2 protein-coding genes are annotated in these 1523 nt (G+C 45.6%); one reads left to right on the plus strand and one right to left on the minus strand.

All coding sequences use genetic code 11. From position 1 onward, the window contains the following. On the plus strand, positions 1-1225 hold a 1225-nt coding region (locus E1163_RS00585), incomplete at its 5' end, for an MFS transporter (protein WP_343033693.1). A gap of 115 nt (positions 1226-1340) precedes the next feature. On the opposite strand, the gene E1163_RS30220 is transcribed toward E1163_RS00585, so the two are convergent. Further along, on the minus strand, positions 1341-1523 hold a 183-nt coding region (locus E1163_RS30220), incomplete at its 5' end, for a hypothetical protein (protein WP_185155895.1).

Below are 1523 nucleotides of genomic sequence, written 5' to 3' on the forward strand. Positions count from 1 at the left end.
TTCAATGACCAAAGAACGACTCCTCCTTTTTATTCTTGCCGCCGCATTGTTCACCCACATCATGGATTTTATGATCATGATGCCTCTCGGGCCACAACTCATGCGACTGTTTGATATATCACCCCAGCAATTTAGTTTTCTGGTATCTTCTTATTCTTTCTCGGCGGGTGCCTCCGGCTTTCTGGCTGCATTCCTGATCGACCGTTTTGACCGCAAAACAAGCCTTACTTTTGTATACATCGGCTTTACCCTGGGCACATTGGCTTGTGCACTCGCCCCCACTTATGAAGTACTGCTACTTACCCGGTGCATCGCAGGTGCTTTTGGAGGTGTGCTGGGTGCTCTAATATTATCTATAGTCAGTGATGCCATTCCCCTGGAAAGAAGGGCTGCTGGAATTGGTTTCGTTATGGCTTCATTCTCAGTGGCATCAGTTTTCGGTGTCCCTTTTGGGCTGTACCTTGCCACTACTTTTAGCTGGCATGCTCCTTTCCTCCTGTTGGGCCTGCTTGGGGTTATGATTACTGTCCTTGTATTTATTTATGTACCTTCCATGCGTGGGCACATCGCTGCAAAGAGTGGTATCTCCGTATGGGAAAGTATCACATCCATTATTAAAGTCATTTTTGGCAGGAGGAACCCGCTTATGGGCTTACTCTTCACATCTATGCTCATGCTGGGGCACTTTACCATCATTCCCTTCATTGCACCCTACATGGTAGGTAACGTCGGGTTTTCTGAAGAGCAACTGACGTATATTTATCTCGTCGGCGGCGGTTTAACCATATTCACTTCTCCCATGGTAGGCAAACTGGCAGATAAGCATGGGCGTCTTAAGGTCTTCACTATTTTTGGTATACTGGTAATGGCTCCTATTCTTGTTATCACCCACCTGCCGCCAGTGCCACTTTGGGAAGCTCTCATCTTTACAGGCCTGTTTTTTATTCTCGCCAACGGAAGGATCGTGCCCTCCACAACTATGGTAACTTCCGTGATCAAACCTGAAAACCGGGGTAGTTTCATGTCCATAAGATCGTCAATACAACAACTATCTTCCGGACTGGCTGCGTTAATAGGAGGTTTTATTATTACGGAAACCCCCTCAACTATAACTCCGGATGCCAAGGCTCTTCTTAATTATGAATATGTAGGATACTTTGCCCTGGTATTTAGTGTGATAGCGATAATCATTGCCAGAACGTTAAGAGTGGAAAAGGGAGCTTAGTAAATTGAAGGTTTATTGCAGGTATTCTGAGTCAGGTAAAACCTGTGGGGTAAGCGAATCAAAAAATAAGAAACTCACAAGAGTCTCCCCGGAAATTCTGCTTGATTCGGTTTTCTCAATCTTCCTCGTTAGTGGCTATGTGCACAAAACGGGAGAGTACAACTAATGCGCCTGATAACATGGTTGCATTGCTCCTGATCTGCTTAACAGTACGTACTTCCTCAGATACAGCACTTTTGACAAGTGCTGGCTCCGCACCATTTTGTCCCAAAAGGATTTTCCCCCAACACAGACAAGA

This window comes from Fulvivirga kasyanovii, assembly GCF_009711405.1.
GTDB classification, from domain to species: Bacteria; Bacteroidota; Bacteroidia; order Cytophagales; family Cyclobacteriaceae; genus Fulvivirga; species Fulvivirga kasyanovii.